Origin of the sequence: Pseudidiomarina atlantica (assembly GCF_000753735.1) — a bacterium.
Lineage (GTDB): Bacteria > Pseudomonadota > Gammaproteobacteria > Enterobacterales > Alteromonadaceae > Pseudidiomarina > Pseudidiomarina atlantica.
This window is the reverse complement of the sequence record NZ_JPIN01000007.1, coordinates 201,773-226,019: the sequence shown is the minus strand read 5'-3', so window position 1 is coordinate 226,019 and position 24,247 is coordinate 201,773. Positions and strand designations below refer to the sequence as shown.

General features: G+C 50.7%; 21 protein-coding genes and 7 tRNA genes. 26 read left to right on the top strand and 2 right to left on the bottom strand.

Annotated elements, in window-relative coordinates; all coding sequences use genetic code 11:
- Window positions 1–11 precede the first annotated feature (11 nt).
- From IDAT_RS08315 to purF, 3 genes are all read left to right on the top strand, one after another.
- A complete protein-coding gene (locus IDAT_RS08315; protein ID WP_034732699.1) occupies window positions 12–560 on the top strand; it encodes an SPOR domain-containing protein in 549 nt (182 codons plus the stop codon).
- Window positions 561–638: 78 nt separating this feature from the next.
- Window positions 639–1,124: a CvpA family protein gene (locus IDAT_RS08310; protein WP_034732697.1), complete on the top strand. Its 486-nt coding sequence runs from the start codon at window positions 639–641 to the stop codon at window positions 1,122–1,124.
- Window positions 1,125–1,144: 20 nt separating this feature from the next.
- The gene (gene purF / locus IDAT_RS08305) at window positions 1,145–2,665 is read left to right on the top strand and encodes an amidophosphoribosyltransferase (protein WP_034732695.1); all 1,521 of its coding nucleotides are present in this window, start codon (window positions 1,145–1,147) and stop codon (window positions 2,663–2,665) included.
- Window positions 2,666–2,733: 68 nt separating this feature from the next.
- Here the strand turns inward: purF and astB are convergent, their stop codons facing one another.
- Complete coding sequence (astB, locus tag IDAT_RS08300; protein WP_244441616.1) at window positions 2,734–4,080, bottom strand: N-succinylarginine dihydrolase; 1,347 nt, start codon at window positions 4,078–4,080, stop codon at window positions 2,734–2,736.
- 238 nt (window positions 4,081–4,318) lie between these two features.
- Between astB and topA the strand changes: the two genes are divergently transcribed.
- The 11 genes from topA (at window position 4,319) to IDAT_RS08245 (ending at window position 15,066) form a co-directional block, all read left to right on the top strand.
- Window positions 4,319–6,952, top strand: coding sequence for a type I DNA topoisomerase (gene topA / locus IDAT_RS08295; RefSeq protein WP_034732693.1), 2,634 nt, complete (start codon window positions 4,319–4,321; stop codon window positions 6,950–6,952).
- Window positions 6,953–7,061: 109 nt separating this feature from the next.
- A complete protein-coding gene (locus IDAT_RS08290; RefSeq protein WP_034732691.1) occupies window positions 7,062–7,457 on the top strand; it encodes a hypothetical protein in 396 nt (131 codons plus the stop codon).
- Window positions 7,454–8,944, top strand: coding sequence for a hypothetical protein (locus tag IDAT_RS08285; RefSeq protein ID WP_034732688.1), 1,491 nt, complete (start codon window positions 7,454–7,456; stop codon window positions 8,942–8,944). Before IDAT_RS08290 ends, IDAT_RS08285 begins: the two co-directional genes overlap by 4 nt.
- Window positions 8,944–10,143 (top strand): hypothetical protein, encoded by a 1,200-nt coding sequence (locus IDAT_RS08280; RefSeq protein ID WP_034732686.1) that lies wholly within the window; start codon window positions 8,944–8,946, stop codon window positions 10,141–10,143. The genes IDAT_RS08285 and IDAT_RS08280 overlap by 1 nt, the downstream gene beginning before the upstream one ends.
- Window positions 10,140–10,571 carry a hypothetical protein gene (locus tag IDAT_RS08275; RefSeq protein ID WP_034732684.1) on the top strand — a complete coding sequence of 144 codons (432 nt, stop codon included), beginning with the start codon at window positions 10,140–10,142 and terminating at the stop codon, window positions 10,569–10,571. The genes IDAT_RS08280 and IDAT_RS08275 overlap by 4 nt, the downstream gene beginning before the upstream one ends.
- A gap of 1 nt (window position 10,572) precedes the next feature.
- The gene (locus IDAT_RS08270) at window positions 10,573–11,961 is read left to right on the top strand and encodes a GspE/PulE family protein (protein ID WP_034732681.1); all 1,389 of its coding nucleotides are present in this window, start codon (window positions 10,573–10,575) and stop codon (window positions 11,959–11,961) included.
- Window positions 11,952–12,974 carry a type II secretion system F family protein gene (locus IDAT_RS08265; protein WP_034732679.1) on the top strand — a complete coding sequence of 341 codons (1,023 nt, stop codon included), beginning with the start codon at window positions 11,952–11,954 and terminating at the stop codon, window positions 12,972–12,974. The genes IDAT_RS08270 and IDAT_RS08265 overlap by 10 nt, the downstream gene beginning before the upstream one ends.
- Before the next feature lie 33 nt (window positions 12,975–13,007).
- Window positions 13,008–13,445, top strand: coding sequence for a type II secretion system protein (locus IDAT_RS08260; protein ID WP_244441615.1), 438 nt, complete (start codon window positions 13,008–13,010; stop codon window positions 13,443–13,445).
- 6 nt (window positions 13,446–13,451) lie between these two features.
- A complete protein-coding gene (locus IDAT_RS08255) occupies window positions 13,452–13,709 on the top strand; it encodes a hypothetical protein (RefSeq protein ID WP_034732674.1) in 258 nt (85 codons plus the stop codon).
- The gene (locus IDAT_RS08250; RefSeq protein ID WP_034732672.1) at window positions 13,706–14,425 is read left to right on the top strand and encodes a type II secretion system protein; all 720 of its coding nucleotides are present in this window, start codon (window positions 13,706–13,708) and stop codon (window positions 14,423–14,425) included. The genes IDAT_RS08255 and IDAT_RS08250 overlap by 4 nt, the downstream gene beginning before the upstream one ends.
- Window positions 14,398–15,066, top strand: a complete 669-nt coding sequence (locus IDAT_RS08245; protein WP_034732670.1) for a TadE/TadG family type IV pilus assembly protein — start codon at window positions 14,398–14,400, stop codon at window positions 15,064–15,066. The genes IDAT_RS08250 and IDAT_RS08245 overlap by 28 nt, the downstream gene beginning before the upstream one ends.
- Here the strand turns inward: IDAT_RS08245 and folD are convergent.
- Window positions 15,063–15,923 (bottom strand): bifunctional methylenetetrahydrofolate dehydrogenase/methenyltetrahydrofolate cyclohydrolase FolD, encoded by an 861-nt coding sequence (gene folD / locus IDAT_RS08240; RefSeq protein ID WP_034732668.1) that lies wholly within the window; start codon window positions 15,921–15,923, stop codon window positions 15,063–15,065. The two genes, IDAT_RS08245 and folD, sit on opposite strands and share 4 nt — an antisense overlap.
- Before the next feature lie 259 nt (window positions 15,924–16,182).
- Here folD and IDAT_RS08235 point away from each other — a divergent pair.
- From IDAT_RS08235 to lon, 12 genes are all read left to right on the top strand, one after another.
- Window positions 16,183–16,259 (top strand) — tRNA-Pro (locus IDAT_RS08235).
- Between the two features lie 27 nt (window positions 16,260–16,286).
- Window positions 16,287–16,363: transfer RNA gene (locus IDAT_RS08230), tRNA-Arg, on the top strand.
- Window positions 16,364–16,393: 30 nt separating this feature from the next.
- Window positions 16,394–16,469, top strand: a tRNA-His gene (locus IDAT_RS08225).
- A 32-nt stretch (window positions 16,470–16,501) separates the two neighbouring features.
- Window positions 16,502–16,578: transfer RNA gene (locus IDAT_RS08220), tRNA-Pro, on the top strand.
- Between the two features lie 27 nt (window positions 16,579–16,605).
- Window positions 16,606–16,682, top strand: a tRNA-Arg gene (locus IDAT_RS08215).
- Between the two features lie 30 nt (window positions 16,683–16,712).
- Window positions 16,713–16,788 (top strand) — tRNA-His (locus IDAT_RS08210).
- A 32-nt stretch (window positions 16,789–16,820) separates the two neighbouring features.
- Window positions 16,821–16,897 (top strand) — tRNA-Pro (locus tag IDAT_RS08205).
- Window positions 16,898–16,975: 78 nt separating this feature from the next.
- Window positions 16,976–18,070 (top strand): GGDEF domain-containing protein, encoded by a 1,095-nt coding sequence (locus IDAT_RS08200; RefSeq protein ID WP_051986663.1) that lies wholly within the window; start codon window positions 16,976–16,978, stop codon window positions 18,068–18,070.
- Between the two features lie 131 nt (window positions 18,071–18,201).
- The gene (tig, locus tag IDAT_RS08195; RefSeq protein WP_034732666.1) at window positions 18,202–19,503 is read left to right on the top strand and encodes a trigger factor; all 1,302 of its coding nucleotides are present in this window, start codon (window positions 18,202–18,204) and stop codon (window positions 19,501–19,503) included.
- A gap of 103 nt (window positions 19,504–19,606) precedes the next feature.
- A complete protein-coding gene (gene clpP, locus IDAT_RS08190; protein ID WP_034732664.1) occupies window positions 19,607–20,224 on the top strand; it encodes an ATP-dependent Clp endopeptidase proteolytic subunit ClpP in 618 nt (205 codons plus the stop codon).
- Between the two features lies 1 nt (window position 20,225).
- Window positions 20,226–21,503: an ATP-dependent protease ATP-binding subunit ClpX gene (clpX, locus tag IDAT_RS08185; RefSeq protein ID WP_034732662.1), complete on the top strand. Its 1,278-nt coding sequence runs from the start codon at window positions 20,226–20,228 to the stop codon at window positions 21,501–21,503.
- 142 nt (window positions 21,504–21,645) lie between these two features.
- Complete coding sequence (gene lon / locus IDAT_RS08180; protein ID WP_034732660.1) at window positions 21,646–23,988, top strand: endopeptidase La; 2,343 nt, start codon at window positions 21,646–21,648, stop codon at window positions 23,986–23,988.
- Window positions 23,989–24,247 lie beyond the last annotated feature (259 nt).

The following is a 24,247-nucleotide window of genomic DNA, read 5'->3' as shown; positions in this document are numbered from 1 at the left end:
ACGGAGCTGGCATGGCATCTCAATTACAAAATCGAATTGTTGGCAGTATCATTCTGATCGCGTTGGCAGTCATCATCTTACCGGAATTGCTCGATGGTAAGCAGGTGCGTGAACAGCAGGAATTCGAAGCCATGCCGTTGCAGCCGGAAACTGAAGTGGTTGAGCAGGCAGTGACCTATCCTGAGACAGAACTTGAAGGGACGCCGATTCAGGTCAACCCTGAGCCAGTGGAACTGACCGCTGACACTGCTCCTGAGTTAGACCAAGAGGCAGAAGTTACTGCGCCACAGCCTGCCGCTCCAGTAACTGAAGCATTGACGGAACCTGGTTACGTCATCCAGCTTGGGGCGTTTAGCAATGCCGACTCGGTCGCCAAACTGATCACTGAATTACAAGCAAAAGGTTTTGCGGCTTACAGTGAAACAGTACAAGTGAATGGTAAAGCACTGATTCGCTTGATGGTCGGCCCAGCCTTGACGGAAGCCGAGTTAGAGCAGCAACTTCCAGAACTACAGAAGCTGACTGGGCTGAACGGCCGCGTGATCCGCTTCGAGCCATAAAATTGCGTAAAAAGTGGCGTTTTCTGATGTGATTTCTGCTACACTGCGCGCGTTTTCAACAGCCCTAGGAACTTCCTTATGGTCTGGATAGATTTTGCCATTCTTATCATCATCGCGCTGTCCACTATCGTTAGTTTAGTGCGCGGTTTTGTCAAAGAAGCGATGTCCCTTGCAGTATGGGTTGCCGCTTTCTTTATCGCCAGTTGGTACTATGCCGACCTCGCGAGCTATTTCACCGGTATCGAAGATGACATGGTGCGCAGCGCCGTCGCCGTGTTAGCGCTGTTTATTGCCACCTTAATAGTCGGCGCCATTGTCAATTACGTACTTGGACAGTTGGTCCATAAAACCGGCCTCACCGGCACCGATCGCATTTTAGGCGGGGTTTTTGGTGCCTTGCGTGGCGTGCTGATTGTCAGCGCATTGTTGTTCTTCGTTGACAGTTTCACTGGCCTTGCGAGTGCAGCTTGGTGGCAACAGTCGGTGATGATCCCACATTTTGCCGTGTTTATTCAGTGGTTCTTCGAGTATTTTCAGCAAACTTCGAGTTTTCTCCCCAACTAAGCAAATGAGGTTGTTCTAGCATGTGTGGCATTGTTGGTATTGTAGGTAAAGACCCGGTCAATCAAGCGTTGTACGACAGTCTGACGATGCTCCAGCATCGCGGCCAGGACGCCGCAGGTATTATGACCGTGCACAACAACACCTTGCGTTTGCGCAAAGCGAACGGCTTAGTACGCGATGTGTTTCATACGCGCCATATGCACCGCCTAGCGGGTCGTATCGGCATCGGTCACGTGCGTTACCCGACTGCAGGTAGCTCAAGTTCTGCTGAAGCCCAGCCATTTTATGTCAACTCACCGTTTGGTATCGCCATGGCGCACAACGGTAACCTGACGAATGCCCTTGAATTACAAGAGCAGCTATTTGCCAAAGCGCGTCGGCACATCAACACCACTTCTGACTCTGAGATTTTGCTGAACGTGTTTGCCCACGAGCTTTATCAGCAAAAGAGTTTGCATCCGAGCGCTGACGATGTATTTGCCACAGTGAGCCGCGTGCACCGTCAAATCCGCGGTGCTTACGCCGTAGTCGCGATGATTATCGGGCATGGTATCGTGGCGTTTCGCGACCCATGGGGCATTCGTCCGTTGGTACTAGGGCAACGTGAAACTGCGAACGGTAATGAGTACATTGTGGCTTCTGAGAGCGTTGCCATTGATGGTACCGGCTTCACCTATTTGCGTGATATCGAGCCAGGCGAAGCCGTTTACATCACCGAGGATGGCGAGCTTTATTCACGCCAGTGCGCCGATAATCCGCAACATTGCCCCTGTATTTTTGAATATGTTTACTTCGCGCGCCCGGACTCGTTTATCGATAAGATCTCGGTGTACGCTTCACGGGTCAATATGGGGCGTAAACTGGGTGAGAAGATTAAGCGTGAATACGCTGATCTAGACATCGATGTGGTGATTCCAATTCCAGAAACGAGTTGTGACATCGCCTTAGAAATGGCGAATATTTTGGGACTTCCTTACCGCCAAGGCTTTGTAAAAAATCGCTACATTGGGCGTACCTTTATTATGCCGGGGCAAACCATGCGCCGGAAGTCGGTACGACGTAAGCTAAATGCCATTGGCGCCGAATTCCGTGGCAAAAATGTGTTGCTGGTCGATGACTCTATTGTGCGTGGAACTACGTCTGAACAAATTATCGAAATGGCACGCGAAGCAGGTGCGAAGAAAGTCTACTTTGCCTCGGCAGCGCCCGAAATTCGTTTTCCGAACGTCTATGGTATTGATATGCCAAGCGCGAACGAGTTGATTGGTCACGGTCGCGAATGTTCTGAAATCAATGCGCTGATTAAGGCTGATGGGCTGATTTACCAAGACCTCGAAGACTTGATTGCCGCAGTACAGCAAGAAAACCCAAGCATCACCCAATTTGAAACCTCCGTATTCAATGGTGAGTACATTACTGGTGATATTAATCAGAGTTACTTGGATCGTTTGGATGCGGCGCGCAATGATGTGGCGCGGCATGGTGGCGAGGGTGAGGAAGATGCGAACCTAGAGCTACACAACGAGAACGACGACGATTGAAAAGACGGTTATTCGTTAGTCGTTATTCGTGAGTGAAAAAAGCCGAGCGGATGCTCGGCTTTGTTGTTTTAGGCTTGTTGGAACGGGTAAACCGAACCGAGTTTTAAGATTTGCGTGAGCTCATCGAGTGCCGCGCGCGATTCATTAAGTAGTTGCGGATCGCGTAGATCAGCCACGCTCAGTTCATCGCGATAGTGCTTGTCGACCCATTGATTTAAACGTTCAAACAAGCTGTCAGACATGATCACGGCTGGATTCACTGCGGCTAACTCATCGTCGTTGAGAGCGACGCGCAAACGCAAGCAGGCAGGGCCACCACCATTACGCATGCTTTGCTTCACATCAAAAAAGTGGACGCGCTGAATCGGCGTATCGCGCTTCACTAAATCTTCTAAGTAAGCCGCCACGCGCGGATTATCTTGGCACTCAGTCGGGGCGATAATCGCCATAGTGCCATCCGGCATGGTGAGCAATTGGGTGTTAAACAAGTAGGTCTGCACAGCGTCTGCCACACTCACTTCATTAGTTTTAACTTCGATGAAATGTAGCGCTTGATCGCCGAACTTCTGCTGGATTTCGCGTAATTTCGCCTCGGTGTCGAGAAACGCTTGCTCATGATAGAACAATACGTTCTGGTTACCGACAGCGATAACGTCATTGTGAAACACACCTTGGTCAATTACGTCAGGATTTTGCTGAATATAGACGGTATTTTCGTCGCTCAACCCATGCAAGCGTGCAATCGCTTGTGATGCCTCGAAGGTTTGCCGCGCTGGGAATTTGGTTGGAGCTGGCTTGCTACTATCGAAGGCGTAACGCCCAAAAGTAAAGATTTCAACACCGGCATGACCGTAATTACTGCACAAGCGGGTGTGGTTCGCTGCACCTTCGTCGCCAAAATGCTCATTGTCAGGCAAGTGCAAGTGATGTTCGAAATAACGCGAGTTATTGAACATCGCCTGTAAAATGCGACCGCTGGTCATAGGCTCTAACGAACGGTGAAATTTGTTGGTTAGGTTGGCTGGGGTGAAGTGAACTTTACCATTTGCTGTGTCAGCACCTGGCGAGACAGTAGCCGCATTAGCTGTCCACATGCTCGAAGCTGAGCATACGGCTTGATAGATCTCCGGTGCTTGCGTTGCTGCTTTATATAAAACTTCGCCATCGTTACCGGTAAAACCGAGGCGGCGTAAGGTGGCGATATCGGGACGTTCGTGGGGGGCAAGTACGCCTTGCACCATGCCCATATCGTGCAATGCTTTCATTTTCTGTAAGCCTTGCTTAGCGGCGGAACGCGGGCTAGACACAGCTTTAGCGTTGGACAGCGAGGCGACATTGCCAAAGGATAGTCCAGCGTAATTGTGGGTCGGGCCGACTAAGCCATCGAAGTTCACTTCAAAATGCTGAGTGCTCACGAATTCCTCCATTGCAGTTGCAAGCAAGTCAAGAGTCGCTATTATACGCACATCAACTCGCTTGTGTAAGCCCTTCAAAGCCTGCAACTCCGCGTAAAACAAGGTGATCCGAGTTGTGCTTGCATAGCTATAAGCTATAGACGAATTTTTATGATTTTTACCAATCATGGTTGTTTCGTGACGGTAGAAGCGATATATCTAAAAAAAGATCCCTTCTTGACTAGGACATAAAGGACGCATGGCAAAATCACTAGTAATCGTGGAATCCCCCGCCAAGGCTAAAACGATCAATAAATATTTAGGCAACGATTTTATTGTGAAATCGAGTGTCGGCCACGTGCGTGACCTTCCTACCAAAGCCACTGGTGAAGTTGCGAAAAAATCGCCGGCCGAAGTGCGCAAGATGTCAGATGAAGAAAAAGAAGCGTATAAACAGAAGCGCGAGTTTCGTAAGTTGGTGATGCGTATGGGGGTCGACCCCGAGCACGGCTGGGAAGCTCACTACGAGGTGCTCCCTGGCAAAGAGAAGGTCGTTAACGAATTAAAGAAACTAGCCAGTAAAGCTGACTCTATTTACCTCGCGACGGATTTGGACCGTGAAGGAGAAGCCATTGCTTGGCATCTGCGTGAACTCATTGGTGGCGATGACGATCGTTTTCGTCGGGTAGTCTTTAACGAAATCACTAAAAATGCGATTCAAGACGCGTTTTCACGTCCAGCCCATTTGAATATTGACCGTGTCAATGCGCAACAGACGCGCCGCTTCCTCGACCGCGTGGTCGGCTTTATGGTGTCGCCATTACTGTGGAAGAAGATTGCGCGTGGGTTGTCGGCTGGACGTGTACAGTCGGTCGCCGTGCGGCTAGTGGTTGAGCGTGAGCGTGAAATTAAAGCCTTTGTGCCAGAAGAATACTGGGACATCTATACCGACCTCGCAACGGCTACTGCCGAAGCATTACGTATGCAGGTTGCCAAGTACCAAGGCAAAACTTTTAAGGCTACCGACAAAGACGCTGCCGATGTAGCGGTCAAAGCGTTGCAAAGTGCCACCTATAAGGTTTTGGCGCGGGAAGATAAGCCCACCAGCAGCCGTCCGTCAGCACCTTTTATTACTTCGACGCTGCAGCAGGCGGCCAGCACCCGACTTGGCTTTGGTGTGAAGAAGACCATGATGTTGGCCCAGCGTTTGTACGAAGCCGGTCACATTACCTATATGCGTACGGATTCCACCAATTTGAGTCAAGAAGCGGTTGCCACCTGTCGGAGCTACATCGAAAAGAACTTTGGCAAGGATTATTTGCCGGCGAAGCCGAACGTTTATGGTGCAAAATCCAACGCACAAGAGGCGCACGAAGCTATTCGTCCGTCCAATGTTGGCGTGAAGTCTGAAAGTTTGAAGGATATGGAACGTGATGCGCAACGCTTGTATGAATTGATTTGGCGCCAATTTGTCGCCTGTCAAATGACGCCAGCTCAGTACGATGCGACCACCATTACGGTAGCTGCGGGGGACTATGAGCTGAAAGCGCGTGGTCGGGTAATGCGCTTTGCCGGTTGGACGAAAGTGCAACCACCAGCAGGCTCGAAGAACGCCGAAGACGCGACTTTGCCCGATGTGAAGCAGGGCGATACGCTGGATCTTAAAGCCATTGACCCGCAACAGCATTTCACTAAGCCGCCGGCGCGTTACAGCGAGGCCTCTTTGGTTAAAGAGCTCGAAAAACGTGGGATCGGCCGGCCGTCGACCTATGCGGCGATTATCTCAACCATACAAGACCGTGGTTATGTGCGGGTCGAGAATCGGCGCTTCTATGCCGAAAAAATGGGTGAAATCGTCAACGACCGTTTGGTTGAAAATTTCTCGCGTTTGCTCAACTACAATTTCACTGCTGAAATGGAGCAAGCACTGGATGATATCGCCGAGGGTAAGCGCAATTGGAAAGACACCCTTGATGCCTTCTATGCAGAGTTTTCGAAAAAGCTAGCGCAAGCTGAGTTACCGCCAGATGAGGGCGGTATGCGCGGCAATCAAATGGTGATGACCGACATTAAATGCCCGAAGTGTGGCCGTCCTATGGGGATTCGCACGGCTTCAACCGGGGTCTTCCTGGGGTGCTCTGGCTATGAACTACCGCCAAAAGAACGCTGTACGCAAACTATCAATCTGCTGCCGGGCGAAGAAGCGGTCAAAGTCAGCGATGATGAAGAAGCAGAAACCAACGCCTTACGTGCGAAAAAGCGCTGCCCGAAATGCGGTACCGCGATGGATAGCTACTTGATCGACGAGAAACGCAAGCTACATGTGTGTGGTAATAACCCGGCCTGCGATGGTTATGTTATTGAGGAAGGTACCTTTCGAATCAAGGGCTATGATGGTCCAGTCCTTGAGTGTGATCGCTGTGGCAGTGACATGCAACTGAAAACGGGGCGTTTTGGCAAGTATTTCGACTGCAGTAATGACGAGTGTAAGAACACTAGGAAACTGCTGAAAAACGGCCAACCTGCGCCACCGAAGGAAGATCCGGTGCCGTTCCCTGAGCTACCGTGCGAGAACTCAGATGCGTATTTTGTGTTGCGTGACGGTGCATCGGGCATATTTATGTCGGCCAATACTTTCCCGAAATCGCGTGAAACTCGCGCCGTGAAAGTGGCCGAGTTGAAGCGCTTTAAAGATCGGATACCGAGTAAATTCCATTATTTGGCCGAAGCGCCGCTGGAAGACGATAACGGTAACGAAGCTATCGTGCGCTATAGCCGTAAGCAAAAAGAGCAATATGTCATCACCGAAGAGAACGGCAAGCCCACGGGCTGGCAAGCCTATTATCGCGGTGGTAAGTGGCAGGTTCAAGAGCCGAAGAAACGTAAGAAATAACGCTAACCACAATCCGATTTTAGGCAATTGAGGGAAGCCTAGTGAACGACTAAAGTGAATGAACATCGCAACGATACGCGATGGTTAACTCAGACATGGAGGTCGTTACATGAGTTCTTTACTTTGGCTTTTCATAAGTCTGCTTGGCGCCAAGGATACGGCGCCAAGTGTATGCCAACCTTTTAATACCTCATTTGAACGTCCGGCGCAGCGGCAACTGCCGACAACAGTTGCTGAACCTGAACAAGTAATAAACGCCGTCACTGTGCTGCTCGAGCCTGGGCTGTTACAACCGCAAATTGAAAGCTTGTTACTGCAGCATTTTCAGGTTGATAAAGTGTATTGGCAGGCCTCCCCCCACTTTCGTTGGGCGACCGCCTATCAGCTTGAAGCTGACTCCTACAACAGCGCACTAACGCAGATCCTCAAACCCTTCGGTTTACAACTGACGCTCTATGCAAATCGTAGCGCCGTGGTAAGCATGCGTACCGAGCGTTCGTCATGAAGTGGTGGTTGATGTTGAGCTGCGCCGCCTGGTTAACCGCTTGCGCAGCACCATCTGAGTCATCCCTAGCTGACACTAAGCAGCGGGCGTTGGCAGAATTGGCGGAACTGCATCGGCAGAGCACGCCGATAACTGAGGCACTCACCGTGCATCACAGTGATGAATTATTTGTTGAATTACCTGCTGCTGATCTTGCCGAGCAACCCGGCTATTTGAGTGCTCCTGTGACGGTGAGCGCGCAACAGGTTGCGGTGCGCGATCTGCTGCAAGATAGTTTGCTCGGGCAAGCGGTGGGTGTGTGGTTTACCGAACCTAAGCTTGCTGATGAACGCGTGAGTATTCATTACCAAGGCGATATCGCGGGTTTGCTCCGCCGTCTTGGGCAAAATAGCAATTGGTTTATCGACACTGAAGCTGAACGTGTCGTGATAAGCCGCTGGCAAACCGCCGAGTTTGATGTCGCATTTATTGCGGGTGCGAGTGAATTTTTTATGGGGAACCGCGACCAGCGTCAAGGACAACAACGTCAAGCGGGTGAGGCTGCAACGGCTGCGGTCGCCAGCAGTGATCAGTTTAGTAATTTTAGTAACAACCAGCATAATGTTTGGGAAGATTTGCGCATCGCACTTAGCTTATTGCTCTCAGCGGAAGGGCAGTTACAGATCAATCAAAGTTCTACCTCAGTGCTGGTGAAAGATACCCCCCATCATGTAGCGCAAGTGGAACGTTATCTGCAGCAGCAAAATGAGCGCCTAACACGACAAGTAGCTATCGAAGTACAGATCATTGAAGTGAGCTTCAACGATGAGCAACAACATGCGGTAAACTGGCGGGCGCTGGCTGAGTCTGCTGGCGGCAATACACTGTTCGGTATGACCGGTGGCGCGTTGGGTAACGCCGCGGAAGCGCTGGGTGGACAGTTGTTCTGGCAGCGTCAAACTGGACGCATGAGTGGCTCAGAAGTCTTTTTGCAGGCGCTCGAGCAGCAAGGTCTGGTGCGTATCAATAATCAGCCGCGGGTGCTAAGTCTCAACAATCAAATCGCTAAGATTGCCTTACAAGACAATGCTACCTACTTGGCGAGCTCAGGAACCACCAACACTGTCAATGTTGGCGCGACCAGCACATTACAGCCCGGCGTCGTGAGCACAGGGTTTGAGCTTTATGTTTTGCCGAGTATTCGCCATGGCGAAGTGATTCTGCAGCTCTCGACCGAGTTATCTGATCTGCAACGTATCGATGAGGTGCGTTCAGGCGAACAATTGATTCAAACGCCCCATACCAATCGTAAGCAGTTTTTTATGCAAGCGGTGGTTGGCGATGGCCAAACCTTGCTGCTTTCTGGGCTGCGCAATGAGCGTGAACAGCAACAGCAGCAACAAAGCTGGGTGAGTTGGTTGCTGGGTGGCGAACAGTTGAACCAGCAGCGGCAGAGTGAAACCTTAGTTTTGCTAACGCCGACCATCATTCATCGGGAGTCTAACTGATGAGTGAGTTGTGGTTGATTAATGCGTGGCGACAGCAAGTGAAATCAAGTCGCGCAGTAGCTGCTGCGCTCAAATTAGCGAAAAGTCGAAACTTACAACGCTACGCTTTGGTTCGGCAAGGGCGCCACTATTGGCTTGCCTGCAGTGCGGAAGCAAGCACGAGTGAACAATATGACTTAGCCATTTGCGTTCGTCGACAATTCGCCAAAATTCGACACGGAATCTATTTGGCGTTGTGGCAGGGGCAGCTCGTTTGTGTCGCCTGGCAGGAACAGCAGTTATTACATTGCTGTGCGGTTGAACATGACGCCGATGGCGCGGCGCATATCCAACTACAACTTAGTGAAATGAAAAGCGGTGGGCGTAGTGACTCGGCATTGTTACTTGCCAAAAGTGCCCCCGCGGAGCTTGAACAATTTTGTCGCCAACAATTAAGCAGCTGGCGGTTACTGGTGGCACAAGTTGATATTCAGGACCTACGGCTCTTAAAGCCGGCACGACTCCGGGGTTTGCAGCAACCTACTGCGGGGCAACAGCGACAACGACTGTTATTGGCACTACTCCTTGCGTGTGCCAGCGCGGCAATGGTGGCGTGGTACTTCTGGCCGCAACCCAGCACTGCGGATACTACACAACCAACGCAAATTGCTCCTGCGCCGACGGGATTAGCGCTGGATCTATTAGCGGACTTGCCGCGGTTGTTTGCCGGATTTGAACATTTAGCGGGCTGGCAATGGCAAAGTGCGCATCTTCAAGGCAATCGATTGACTGCGCAGTTGCGAGCCAATTACGGACGCAGCGAGGAGTTGCTGGCGCAAGTAGCGAGTGACTGGCAATTGCAATCGGGCAAAGCGACCACACAACTCGTTGCGATGCTTGATAAGCCGCGTTGGAGCCAGCCGCAGCAGAGCGAGCCTTGGTCAGTCGTGGCCTGGCAAGATAATGCACAACGCTATTTCCCCAAGTTGCAAGTGAATGCGGTGCAGCGCGGGCAAGACCAGTGGTTTCAATGGCAACAATGGCAACTGTTGCTGCCGACGACCAGTTGGGAGGAGTTGCGTCGCGTGCAGGCGCTATTGACCAACCGACAGCTGCGCATCATTGGTCTTAAACTATCCTATCGCGCAACTTTGCAATTGGATCTGACGTTGCGCCACTACGAACTACTTCAACCAGCAATAGAGGACCCAGCAGCATGATGACATGGATCAGTTTTCTTGGGGTTGTCTTGACCAGTGCAACCACGCCCACAACGGAACTAGCGCAACAACTACAACAGGTGAGTCAGTTACGCATTGATGAGCTTGCTGAACTGCGCGCTGCCGCACAAGTGCGTAAATTACAGTATGAATTGCAAGCAGCTCAACTACGCAGTGAGATCGCCGCTATTGATGCGCCATCGCATGCGGTGCCAATGGCTGCGCAAGAGAGTTTGGCTGGACTGCGGCTACAAAGTGTGATTCGTACCGACCGGCAATTGTGGGTGCGACTGAGTGATGCCGAGCAACAGTGGTTGCTGACCCCGGCGCACAGCGAGTTCGGCTTCGTGGTCGAAGTGGATGATCAACATCTGATTGTTTCGCGAGCTGGCGTAGAGCGTCGCTTCAGTTTGCCGGAGGGCATGTAAGATGCGCTACATCACTCATGAAGAATGGCAGGAAGCTGAAGCTGACGGGCGTTATTTGCGCGAGTGCTTGGCGCTTAGTGAACAGCAATCGAGTGGTCTGGCGGTGGTGGTCACCAGTGATGGCTGTCTAGTTGCCAGTAACGAGGCCTGGCAACACGCGTCGTTAGTGTTGACTAATTTACGTGAAGAGTTGCGCGCTCGGCAGCAGTTTCGTATGCACCTACTTGCCGATGCCCGAGATATTCGCAGTTTTTTGCATGATGCCGATGCGCTACAGCAACAACAACAAAGACAGCAACAACAACATTTGTTCGATCGCACAAGAGCCCAGCAGGCTTTGGAAGATCTGGTGTTGCAGGCGTTAGACTGGCAAGCATCAGACATCCATTTAAGTTTTGATCAACAGGCTGCTGCGCTTTCATTTCGTGTGCATGGTCGTATGGTGGGGCACGTCGAGCGACCGCGCGAACTGCTCGCTGCCGCCATCGCCGCGGCACTAAATACCAGCTCCGATGACTTTCATGAACTGTTTGACGAACAACGCTTGTCAAGCGCTAGTATTAACTTGACAGTGGTGCATCAGGGACAACCGCAGCGCTTAAGATTGCGCGTGCAAAAATCTCCGATCCGTAACGGCTTTGCAGTGACCATGCGAGTGCAATTCGAGCGTCAGAAAATTCTCAGCTATGCCGAGTTAGGTTTAGCCCCCAGTATTGTCGCCAAGTTGCGGCTATTGCTCGAACAACCGCAAGGCTTACTGATCGTAGCTGGGCCAACGGGGCAGGGTAAAACCACCAGCTTAGCGGCATTTAATTTAATGATTCCGCCGGATCAGAAGATAATTTCGCTCGAAGATCCAATCGAGATTGTGCAGCCACACGTCGAGCAGAAGCCAGTGCTGGCTGAACATGCTGAGTTGAACTTTGCCAATATGGTTAAGGTAGCCTTGCGGGAGGATCCCGATGTCATTTCGATCAGTGAGATCCGCGATAGTAAAACCGCTCACGCGGCATACACGGCCGCACTTACCGGCCATTTGGTGACCGCTACAATTCATGCCCATGACTGTTTTGGGGTGGTGCAACGACTGGTGGACTTAGGCCTCTCGGCCGCTAGCTTGGCGCAACCCGGGGTATTGGCCGGCATTATGGCACAGCGCTTAGTGCCACAGGATTGTCCCAATTGTCTGGTAGGTGCTAGTGCCGGCTGCAGCAGTTGCGGTGGTAGCGGTATTGGACGGCGTCGTTTGGTGGTCGAGTATCTGGAAATGACGCCAGCGTTCTTACAAGCGTTGCGCACCGACCAATTGAGTAGCTATTACCAACAGCTCGTCGAGCAGGGCTGGCAACCATTGGCACAGCAATTGCGCGAGGAAGTTTTATGCCATTAACGCGCGAACAGCAGGGTGCTTTGCTCGAAGACATTGCATTGGCGATTGGTGACGGGCTGGCTGCCGCACAGATTTGTGATGAACTGAGTCAACATGCTGATCAGCAACGCCTCAGCCGCGAAAACCATGCGATTCAAGCCATGCAAGCGGCACTGTACCAGGGACAGCCGATGGCCACCGCGATGCGGCCCTGGTTTGATCATGATCTTTGTATGCTGGTGAGTGTTGGGGAACGCAGCGGGCTGCTGACCGAATTACTTAGTGCCCAGCGTCGCTTTGAGCTGCAACGTCGCGAGGCGCTTAATGCCTTCTGGCGGCCATTGATTTACCCGTTGATTATGCTGCTGGTCAGTATGTTCGCCTGCTTCGCCGTCGGTCAGTGGGTGCTACCGAAGCTTGCCAGCGGGCTGGATGAACTGCATTGGCCAATGCTTGCACAGCAACTGATGGTGACCAGTTCACCGTGGATGCTCAGCAGTATTGCCGGGATGTTAGTTGGGTTGCTGTTATTGTTTTGGGGGCCGTATCCACTTATCGATTTTCGTCGACCAGTTTGGCTTTGGTGTGCGCAACAAGGAGCTTTTGTCATTCGGCGCTACTTTGACGGTGTTTTACTCCTACAAACTTTAACCGTGTTGCTAGGCGCTGGTATTCGCCTAGATAGAGCGTTGCAGGCCATGCAGGAATTTGGCCAAGGCTCGTTAAGCTATTGCCTGCCGCAACTACGACAGCTGCTAGCGCAAGGAGAACGCCGCCTCGCCGTGATCCTCGACTGCGGACTGCTGTCGCCAAGAATGCTATTTCGACTGCAGAATGGCAGTCGCAATGCCACTGAACATGGCACTTTGCAACGTGTCGCAGGCTATGCCGCGAAGGATGCTATCGCGGCGCTGGCGCGCTTGCGGGTGCTCATGCAAGTCAGCTGCTATTTGCTGATCCTTTGGTTGTTGTTAATGACAGTCGGCGGCATGGGTTCCATGCTGATGGCCGTTACCCAACAACACGTACGTTAGTCGTTTTTTAAACAATACATGGAGTGTAGCAAGATGAAACAACAAGGCTTTACGTTCATTGAGGTTCTTACCGTGCTAGCCATTATCGCTTTAGCCACCATTGGCACGCTTGCGGTGCGTGATTGGGCGGTGGGCAATTCGCGCGTGAGTGAGGCAAAAAACCAAATTGTGACAGTGCAAGCGGGGGCCCAGCTGTGGCGGCCGCGCAATGGTGACTTTACCGGCATCAGCATGACTTCGATGTCAGAAATTGCCGCAGTGCCAGAAAACTGGGCCGATGGTACCGGTATGAATCCATGGGGCGGCGCTATTTCAGTGGATGTTGATGCCAGTGATAGTAGCCGTTATGTGGTAACGATGGGCGGGATTGGCAATGATGGCGAGGGGGCTCGCTTGGCCCGTGACTTTGTTGAATATACGGTCGACAGTACTTACAGCGCCGGAACCTTAACCTTACGTTTTCAAGGCTAGTCTGTGATGAACCTAGCTAGTCAAGTGAGCAATAAGCACGTCGCACAAGTCGGTTACCTGTTGTTGGAGTGGGTGTTGGCGCTGGCTTGTCTGGCTGGGTTTGTGTTGTTGATGATGACCCTATTCAGCGACCGCAGTTGGCAATTGGAACAAGTGGTCACCGAACAACAGGTACTGACGCAGCAGTTGCAGGCAGATCAGTTGTGGCGCAGTCAACAGCAAGTCCGGCAGCTGCTGCAACTGCAATTTGGAGACGCTTCATGAACTCACGAGCTTTTGTGCTATTCGAACTGGTTATTGCTTTGGCTATTTTGACCACGGTCCTTGTTTTTAGTCAGCAGTGGTGGCTGCGCCATCAGCGCACCCAGCAGTTGCAAAACGATGTGCAGGCTGCGGAAATTATGCTCAACGCCATCGACCGCTTTTGGTTGACGGAACAGCGGCGCCCCAACGACTTGTCCGAGCTCATCAGCGAAGGTTATGTGACTGAACTGTGGCAGCCTTGGGCAGAACCATGGCAACTAAGTTATAACAATGGTCTGTTGCGACTGGCGATTCAGGCGCCAAGTACAAATCAAGCGAGAGCGCTCGCGCATCAACTTACCGGGGCCGATGTGTCGGCACGAGATGAACTTCGTCTGCATGTATGGCAACCGCTACAAGTGGTATTGAATCAACGGTTTTTGCAGCGCGTTGCCGATCCGGCCCATCCGGAGTACCAACAAATGGAAACCCATCTCGATTTGAACGGCAATGCTATCCGCAATGTCTCCCGAGTGGATGCCGATATCTTCAATGGCAACAGTGTTTATGCCGACCTTGCGGAGGTTAGACAATTGCGCAGCGACAGCACGGAAACAATCGAATTGGTGAGTGATAATGCCATTATTGGTGGATTCAACGTGAAGCAGCTTTTGACCGAATTTGCGGCACTACAACAGAGTTGGCAGCAATGTGTAGCAAGCGGCGGCTGTCGTTAACCAGCGGTCAAGCCAGCATCGAGGCAGTCGTTGTGCTGCCACTGTTGCTATTAACGGCTTTGTTGATTGTGCAACTGTTATGGTTGGTGTTTGCCCAGTCGACGTTTAATGTCGCGGTGGCCTTTGCGGTGCGCGCTGGGAGTCTAAATCACGGCAACACCCAAGCGATTGAACGCACGCTTAGTGCCGGAATGGCCAGTTTGCAGCCGCAACGTGTGGAGGAGGAGCCAGCCACGCGTAGCGAGTTACGAACCGCGCATTGGCGTGCCACGCTGCAACAACACCTCCATGCGCAATTTGCGCGCAAGATCACTGTGCATCAACCCACCGCGGAGCAATTAAAAACGCAAATAGAACGGCGTTATGACTTAGCCAGTGGCCGTTGGCTGAATGAACTCGCAGTTGATCATCCTGCGCTAAGGCAACGCGAGACGATGCTCGAACTTGAAGTTTGGTGGTGTTTACCTTTGCAGGTGCCGTTGGCTGCTCAAGTAATAATGGAGTTACGCAGCTGGTGGGATGCACCGGCGCAACGTTTCTGCGCGCTGCGGGCGGAAGTGCTAGGACAGCCGTTGTGGGCGTTACAGCAGCGGCTCAGTCAGCCGCTGCTCAGTGGTTATCGCGAGGGCCTCAACGATTAGGCTGGGGCGTGCCAAGTTTCGCAGGCTTGCAGGGTGTTTTGCAGCAGTGTAGCGACGGTCATCGGGCCAACCCCTCCAGGTACCGGGGTGATATAACTGGCACGCGCGGCAGCCGCGGCATAGCCGATATCACCAACCAAGCTGCCGTCTTCAAGTCGATTGATGCCGACATCAATCACGACGGCGCCCGGTTTAACCCATTCGCCGGGAATAAAGTTAGGTTTACCCACAGCCACAACCAAAACATCAGCGCGCTCAACATGCTGTTGCAGATCGTTGGTAAAGCGATGACAGACGGTTGTCGTTGCACCAGCTAATAAGAGTTCAAGACTCATGGGGCGACCGACAATATTGGAAGCGCCAACCACTACCGCGTGCTGGCCGTGCAAATCTAGCCCGATTGAGTCAAGTAGCGTAATAACGCCGCGCGGCGTACAAGGACGCAGGGCTGGATTACGTTGCGCTAGACGCCCCATATTAAACGGGTGGAAGCCATCGACATCTTTCTTTGGGTCGATACGTTCGAGTAATTCCTGGGCATCAAGACCTTGCGGTAATGGTAGTTGCACTAAGATGCCATCGACGCTGCCATCGTCATTCAGCTCATCGATCAATGCCAGCAATTGCGCTTGCGTAGTATCGGCAGGTAAATCGTACGACTTTGAAACGATACCGACTTCTTTGCAGCTGCGTCGCTTACTCCCAACGTAGACCTGCGAGGCTGGATCGCTACCGACTAATATTACGGCTAGGCCCGGTGCTCGAAGTCCTTGTGCAACGCGCTCGGCGATGCGCTGTTTGACTTGGTCGCGAACTTCTTGAGCGACGCGTTTCCCATCAATGTGTTGCGCTGACATGCGTATCCTCGAAAAAAGATGAACGGTAGAAGGCTCGAATGGCTCGCTATTTTGCCATGTTTTGGTGCACTATTGTAGTTAAGAATCAAGCATGAAAATGCGCTTTCGATGATAATTCCGACGAATTGGCGCAAAAATCGGCAGTCGGTGCAAATCCCCAAAAAAATGTTTGACGCTGTGCCAACGAGTGGGTATCATTCGCCCCCGTTGTCAGGCCGCGTCCTGCACGGGTTTAACATGAAGTTGTACAAAGCAATGTCGGCGAGTAGCGCAGCTTGGTAGCGCACTTGGTTTGGGTCCAAGGGGTCGCTGGTTCGAATCCAGTCTCGCCGACCATTTGTGCAAGATTTATGTAAGCAACATGCGCCCGTAGCTCAGTTGGATAGAGCAACGGCCTTCTAAGCCGTGGGTCGCAGGTTCGAATCCTGCCGGGTGCGCCATAAATGCCCTGGCAAGACATAACAGTAGTGGTGGCTGTAGCTCAGTTGGTAGAGCCCCGGATTGTGATTCCGGTGGTCGTGGGTTCGAATCCCATCAGCCACCCCATTTCTAAAGAATTCCCCCTCATTAATTGTTGTCGGCGAGTAGCGCAGCTTGGTAGCGCACTTGGTTTGGGTCCAAGGGGTCGCTGGTTCGAATCCAGTCTCGCCGACCATTTGTGCAAGATTTATGTAAGCAACATGCGCCCGTAGCTCAGTTGGATAGAGCAACGGCCTTCTAAGCCGTGGGTCGCAGGTTCGAATCCTGCCGGGTGCGCCATAAATGCCCTGGCAAGACATAACAGTAGTGGTGGCTGTAGCTCAGTTGGTAGAGCCCCGGATTGTGATTCCGGTGGTCGTGGGTTCGAATCCCATCAGCCACCCCATTTCTAAAGAATTCCCCCTCATTAATTGTTGTCGGCGAGTAGCGCAGCTTGGTAGCGCACTTGGTTTGGGTCCAAGGGGTCGCTGGTTCGAATCCAGTCTCGCCGACCATTCTCGTTGTCACAGTGCTTGAATTGTCACCAATCTTCGCCCATAGTTGTTACATTAACGTAACGTGACCCTATAATAATGGCTCTGACCCAATCGCCGACCCACAATGACGATAGCTTTGCTTACCTGATCCTTGATATCAGCACCAACTTGATCAACGCCGCCCCTGACGAAGCCGCAAGTCACATTGAAGAAGCGCTAGCAGCGCTCGGTAGCGGTGGGCGTAAAGATCGGTGTTACGTCTTTCTGTTCGATGAAAATTATCAAACCATGTCCAATACCCATGAATGGGTCGCTGTAGGCGTGAGCGCGCACAAGGAAGACTTACAGGATGTTCCAATTAACGCCATGCCTTGGTTTTTCGAGGTGATGCTGCGTGACGGAAAGCTACTAGTGGATGATGTCAGCCAGTTACCAGCCGAAACGGCAGGGTTCAAGGCTGAATTAGAGCGCGAAAATATTGGTGCCATGATGGCCGTCGGGATGTATTTGGAGGCGAAATTGATCGGCTTTGTCGGCTGTGACTTGGTGCAACGAAAGACTCATTGGCAGAATGAAGATGTTCGTCAAATGCGCTTGGTCGCTGATATGATCACCAACACCATAGCGCGGCATCGTAGCGAAGCTGAACTTACCCGCGTGCAAGCCGAATTGCGTGAAGCCAACGCGTTGCTCGCGCGTCAAGCGCAGCACGATAGTCTTACTCAGTTGCTTAATCGTCGCGGACTTGATGCCGTACTGGATAGCGAATTGCGCCGCACGCAACGCAATCAACAGCGGTTAACTGTGTTTATGATTGATATCGACCATTTTAAACGGTTAAATGATGAGCGCGGTCATATCGCCGGTGACGAGGCACTGTGCTGCGTTGCACAGCAACTCAAAACGACCTTTCAACGCAGTGGTGAGCAAGTCGCGCGTTACGGTGGCGATGAATTTATCGTCATTGCACCGAACTTAACGCCTTTTGACGCAAGTCAACGTGCTGCGGCGTTATTGGAGGCGATTCGAAGTTCCGAAAAGCTCGATGGCGTGACCGTGAGCATCGGTATTTTCTCGTTGGTACCACAGTCTGCATTGACCACTGACGAAGTGCTACGTAAGGTCGACCATGCGGTCTATCAAGCGAAAGCAGAAGGCCGTGACGGCTTCGTTCTGCTCTCTCGCCAGTAATTTCTAACGAAAAAGATAAGCATCACTACTCGACTGATGGGTGTCGCTTCGCTATAATGCTGCGTCATTTTCAATGAGTCCCTTGCTAGACGTGGGCTCAAGGCCAATAGTGAAGCCGAGGTAATAAAGCAATGCAGGTTTCTGTAGAGACAACCCAAGGATTAGAACGCCGCGCCACCATTACTGTGCCAGCGGCAACCATCGACGAGAAAGTCAAAGAGCTGTTAAAGAACGAGTACCGTAATCGCCGTATCAACGGTTTCCGTAAGGGCAAGGTACCACCGAATGTATTGCAAAAATTATTCGGCAAAGAAGCTCGGGCGCGCGCTGCATCTGAATTGATGCAAAGCAAGTATTTCGAAGCGATCATGCAAGAACAAATCAACCCAGCAGGTCCTCCTTCGATTGAGCCGAAAGTCAACGAAGCTGGTAAAGACCTTGAGTTCGTTGCAACGTTCGAAGTTTACCCAGAAGTTGAAGTCAAAGGTTTAGACAGTATCGCGGTTGAAAAACCTGACGTAACTGTGACAGATAAAGACGTCGACAACATGCTGGAAACTTTGCGTAAGCAGCATGCTAGCTGGAAAGAAGTGAAGCGCAAATCGAAGAAAGGTGAGCGCATCACGATTGATTTCACCGGTCGTATCGACGGTGAAGAATTTGCCGGCGGTAAAGCTGAAGACTTCGCATTAGAGCTAGGCCAAGGACGTATGATCCCTGGGTTCGAAGACGACATCATCGGTATGAAAGCGGGTGAAGAGAAAACCATCAAGGTTACTTTCCCAGAAGACTACCACGCCGAAAACCTGAAAGGTAAAGAAGCGGAATTTGATATCGTTGCGAAAAAAGTTGAAGAGCAAGTTCTGCCTGAGCTAGACGATGAATTCGTTGCTTTGTTCGGGGTTACCGAAGGCGGCGTTGATGCATTGAAAGCTGAAGTCCGCAAGAACATGGAGCGTGAGCTCAGCAACACCATCAAAGCGAAAGTGAAAGAGCAGGTGTTGAAAGGTTTGGTCGACGCGAACGAAGTTGATTTGCCATCAGCGATGGTGAAGCAAGAAATCGACGTATTACGCCGTCAAGCAATGCAGCGTTTTGGCAACAATGCTTCACAAATGCCAGAATTGCCAGCTAACTTGTTTGAAGAACAAGCTAAAGAGCGCGTTAAAGTTGGCTTGTTGTTGGGCGAAGTGATTCGCGGCAACGAATTGAAAGTTGACGATGCGAAAGTTGAAGAGATCATTGCCAACAATGCCTCTGCTTATGAAGACCCAGAAGAAGTTGTGCAGTACTACAAAGGTAACCAAGAGTTGATGCAGCAAGTGCGCAACGTTGCCCTTGAAGAGCAAGCAATTGACTTCATTCTTGGTCAAGCAAAAGTTAAAGCGAAGAAAACCAGCTTTGACGATTTGATGAACCCCAAGCAGAAGTAAGTTGAAGGATTCTGTGCGCTAGGCGTTGACGGAATCACTCACAACTTGGTTTAATGGCTCGTATAGTCTTATACGAGCCATTTTTATTTTAGGAGTAGTACCTATGTCGCAACTCGCGCACGATCCTATCGCGCAGTTAGTCCCTATGGTTGTGGAGCAAACCTCAAAAGGTGAGCGTTCCTACGACATTTATTCACGACTATTAAAAGAACGCGTCATTTTCTGCGTCGGTCAGGTTGAAGACCATATGGCCAACCTTATTGTCGCGCAGTTACTGTTTTTAGAATCAGAAAACCCAGAAAAAGATATCTTTTTATATATCAACTCACCAGGTGGTGCGGTAACTGCAGGTATGGCGATTTATGACACCATGCGCTTTATCAAGCCAGACGTAAGTACTGTGTGCATGGGGCAAGCGGCAAGCATGGGAGCTTTCTTGTTGGCTGGTGGCGCGAAAGGCAAGCGTTATTGCTTACCTAACTCGCGGGTTATGATTCACCAACCCTTAGGTGGTTTCCAAGGGCAAGCATCAGACTTTGAGATCCATGCGCGGCAAATTCTCGATATAAAAGACAAGATGAACCGCATGTTGGCGGAGAACACTGGTCGTGATGTTGAGCAAGTAGCAAAAGATACCGACCGTGATTACTTTATGTCAGCGCAAGAAGCTGTAGATTATGGTGTCGTTGATAAAGTATTGACGCAACGAGCTGGAGAATAGCATGACTGATAAAACCCAAGGTGATGGCGAACAGCCGTTGTTCTGTACCTTTTGTGGGAAAAGTCAGCACGAGGTGCGCAAACTTATTGCAGGACCTTCGGTATTTATTTGTGACGAGTGTGTCGAGTTATGTAACGACATTCTTGAAGAAGAAATTCAAAATATCGCCCCACAAGGTGACAGTGACCATTTACCGACGCCGAAAGAAATTCGTGCGCATTTAGATGCCTACGTTATCGGCCAAGAATTTGCCAAACGGGTGTTGGCTGTAGCGGTTTACAACCACTACAAACGCTTGCGCAACTCAGGTAAAGGTAAAGAAGATGTCGAACTCGGAAAAAGTAATATCTTGCTGATTGGTCCAACTGGGTCGGGTAAGACGTATCTAGCTGAAACGCTGGCGCGTTATTTAGATGTACCCTTTACCATGGCTGATGCGACGACTTTAACCGAAGCAGGTTACGTTGGCGAAGATGTCGAGAACATCATCCAGAAGCTGCTGCAGAAGTGCGATTACGATGTCGAAAAAGCACAGCGCGGTATTGTTTATATTGATGAGATCGACAAGATTTCACGTAAATCAGATAATCCCTCTATCACTCGCGACGTATCTGGTGAAGGCGTACAACAAGCCTTGCTCAAGCTCATTGAGGGCACAGTTGCAGCCGTGCCGCCGCAAGGCGGGCGTAAGCACCCGCAACAAGAATTTGTGCAGGTGGATACCTCGAAAATCTTGTTTATCTGTGGTGGTGCATTCGCAGGTCTCGACAAGGTTATTGAGCAACGGGTGAGTATCGGAACCGGCATCGGTTTTGGTGCTGAAGTGAAAAAGAAAGCCAGTGAACAAGCAGCGAACTTGCTGCGTCAGGTAGAACCTGAAGACTTGGTCAAATATGGTTTGATTCCTGAGTTTATTGGCCGTTTGCCAGTGTTGGCGACGCTCGAAGAGCTCGATGAAGATGCCTTGGTGCAAATTCTGCAAGAACCGAAGAACGCGCTGACCAAGCAATATTCAGCATTGTTTGAAATGGAAGGTGCCGAGCTTGAGTTCCGTGATGACGCATTGCGCGCCATTGCCCGTAAGGCAATGCAACGCAAAACAGGCGCGCGCGGTTTGCGCTCGATTGTTGAAGGCGTGCTCCTCGATACCATGTACGAATTACCGTCTATCGACAACGTCAGCAAAGTTGTGATTGATGAATCGGTGATTGCCGGCGATTCGAAGCCGATCATGATTTATCAAAATCAAGATAAAGAAAAGCATGCTTCAGGTGAATAACTAGCTCAGTTAGCATGAAAAATGTGCAAAAAGGGCCGTTTTGGCCCTTTTTTTATGCAAATCATTGAACTTTCTTCGCATGGCCTCATATTAAGAGTAAGATAAATTTTAAGACACCTAATCACCAAATCTGGAGATAACGATGAGCGAAGCACGGGTCGAGCAGTTAAGTATTCCCGTTTTGCCACTGCGTGATGTAGTGGTCTACCCGCATATGGTCATTCCATTGTTCGTCGGACGCGAGAAATCAATTCGCTGCCTCGAAGCGGCAATGGAAAACAACAAACAAATTTTTCTGTCGGCGCAAATGGACGCCAGTGTAGACGAGCCAGAAACCAAAGATATTCATAGCATCGGTACGGTTGCGAATATTTTGCAGTTGTTGAAACTCCCTGATGGCACAGTCAAAGTGCTGGTTGAAGGTTCACAACGAGCGGCGATTGATGCGTTCGAAGATAATGAAGACTTCTTCCGTGCCAAAGTGCACTACCTGGACTCTGAAGAGATGCCAGAAAAAGAAGAAGAGGTGATGATTCGTTCTGCTGTGAATCAATTTGAGGGCTACGTTAAGCTCAATAAGAAGATTCCACCTGAGGTTCTGACTTCGTTATCGGGTATCGAAGAAGCTGACCGCTTGGCCGACACTATGGCTGCGCACATGCCGTTGAAGTTAAACGACAAGCAGAAAGTATTGGAAATTACCGATGTGCGTGAGCGTTTAGAGTTTTTGATGGCGCTTATGGAAGGCGAAATTGACTTATTACAAGTTGAGAAGCGCATCCGTTCACGCGTGAAAAAGCAAATGGAGAAAAGCCAGCGCGAGTACTATTTGAATGAGCAAATGAAAGCGATTCAAAAAGAACTCGGCGAAATGGAAGACGGCCCAGATGAATTTGAAACGCTTGAGAAGAAAATTCAAGACGCGAAAATGCCTGAAGAAGCCGAGAAGAAAACCCGTGCTGAGCTGCAAAAATTGAAGATGATGTCACCTATGTCTGCTGAGGCGACCGTGGTGCGTGGTTATATCGATTGGATGGTCTCGGTGCCATGGAAAAAGCGTTCACGGATCAAGAAAGATCTCGCCAATGCTGAGCAAATCCTCGATGCGGATCATTATGGTCTCGAGAAAGTAAAAGAACGCATTCTTGAGTACCTTGCGGTGCAACAGCGCACCAGTAAAGTGCGTGGTGCCATTCTGTGCTTAGTCGGACCACCGGGCGTTGGTAAAACCTCGTTAGGTCAATCTATTGCCAAGGCGACTGGTCGTAAGTATATCCGTATGGCGTTAGGTGGCGTGCGTGACGAAGCTGAAATTCGTGGACACCGTCGTACCTATATTGGCTCAATGCCGGGCAAATTGATCCAGAAGATGGCAAAGGTTGGCGTTCGTAACCCACTGTTTTTGCTGGATGAAATTGACAAGATGGCGGCTGATATGCGTGGCGACCCAGCTTCGGCCTTGTTGGAAGTGCTCGACCCAGAACAAAACGTCAATTTTAACGACCATTATTTAGAGGTTGATTACGATTTGTCGGACGTCATGTTTGTTGCTACTTCGAACAGCATGAACATTCCTGGGCCGTTGCTTGACCGCATGGAAGTGATTCGGTTGGCCGGCTATACCGAAGACGAGAAACTCAATATTGCGAAGCGTCATTTGTTGCCGAAACAGCTCGAACGCAACGGTTTGCGCAAGAATGAGTTAAATATCAAAGACGATGCCATACTGGGCATTATTCGTTACTACACGCGTGAAGCCGGTGTGCGTAACCTCGAGCGCGAAATTTCGCGCTTATGTCGTAAAGCCGTGAAGAAGATCGTGCTCGATAAACGCATTAAGAAAGTTGAAATTAATGCGGATAACCTGAAAGATTATTTAGGTGTGCAGCGCTTTGACTTTGGTAAAGCGGAAGAGAATAACCAGATTGGTCAGGTGACAGGTTTAGCGTGGACCGAAGTGGGGGGCGATTTACTTACCATTGAAGCCACTAACGTAGCAGGTAAGGGTAAGATTACCTCTACCGGTTCGCTAGGCGATGTCATGCAAGAATCGATTCAAACCGCGCTGACGGTGGTACGCAGCCGTGCGGATAAATTGGGTATTCCTGATGACTTCCATGAAAAGCGCGACATCCACGTGCACGTGCCAGAAGGCGCAACACCAAAAGATGGCCCAAGTGCGGGTATTGCCATGGTGACGGCGTTGGTGTCATCGCTCACCCAAATACCAGTGCGTGCCGATGTCGCCATGACAGGTGAAATCACGCTACGTGGTGAAGTGTTGGCCATCGGTGGCTTAAAAGAGAAGCTTTTAGCTGCGCATCGTGGTGGTATCAAGCACGTATTGATCCCGAAAGACAACGAACGCGACTTGCAAGAAATCAGTGACAACGTAAAGGCAGACCTGAAAATCCAGCCGGTACAGTGGATTGATGAAGTGTTAAAAGTCGCTTTAGAGCGTGAACCTGAGGTTAAAAAGGCCTAACAAAACGTGAAAATGCGGCCTGTGAGCCCATGATCTGGCTGCAGACCGCATTCTTTCGTCAAAAAATTTGTGAAAAAGGGTTCTCAATCGAAAATCTTGTGGTAGCCTAGAGTCAAAGTGATGGTCAGGCAAACACATCGAAAGACTCTGACATACCACTTGAGAGACAGGGAAACGTGGAGTAGTCGCAAACCTGTTGAATTGCTTGAACACGTTGTTCAGGCTTGTTATAACCTTCGCGGGCCCATGCAAATGAAAT